Source organism: Arenimonas caeni (assembly GCF_003024235.1).
In the GTDB taxonomy this organism is placed as follows: Bacteria; Pseudomonadota; Gammaproteobacteria; order Xanthomonadales; family Xanthomonadaceae; genus Arenimonas; species Arenimonas caeni.
In genome coordinates this window covers 1-338 of the sequence record NZ_KZ679124.1, presented here as the reverse complement: position 1 = coordinate 338, position 338 = coordinate 1, and the positions used below count along the sequence as shown (strand labels likewise).

1 protein-coding gene is annotated in these 338 nt (G+C 70.7%); it reads left to right on the top strand.

Annotated elements, in window-relative coordinates; translation table 11 throughout:
* A partial coding sequence (locus C6N40_RS13870; protein WP_162782261.1) for a HipA domain-containing protein occupies positions 1 to 338 on the top strand: 338 nt, incomplete at both ends.

The window sequence follows — 338 nt, the reverse complement described above, 5'->3', positions numbered from 1 at the left end:
GACGTGCGCACGCTTGATGCCACGCCGCTGGGCGAACACGAGGTGGCCGCCCTCCTGCGCGGCACCGTGGCCCCGCCGGCGATGGCCGGCGCGATGCCGGTGGAAGACGACGACTTCCGCATCTCCATCGCCGGCGCCCAGGAGAAGACCGCGCTGGCCTGGATCGACGGCCGCTGGTGCCTGCCCCACGGCTCGACGCCGACGACGCACATCCTGAAGCTGCCGATGGGCCTGGTCGGCAACATGAAGCTCGACCTGGGCCATTCCATCGAGAACGAGTGGCTGTGTTCGCGCATCCTGGCGGCCTACGGACTGCCCGTGGCCGAGTGCGAGCCGCT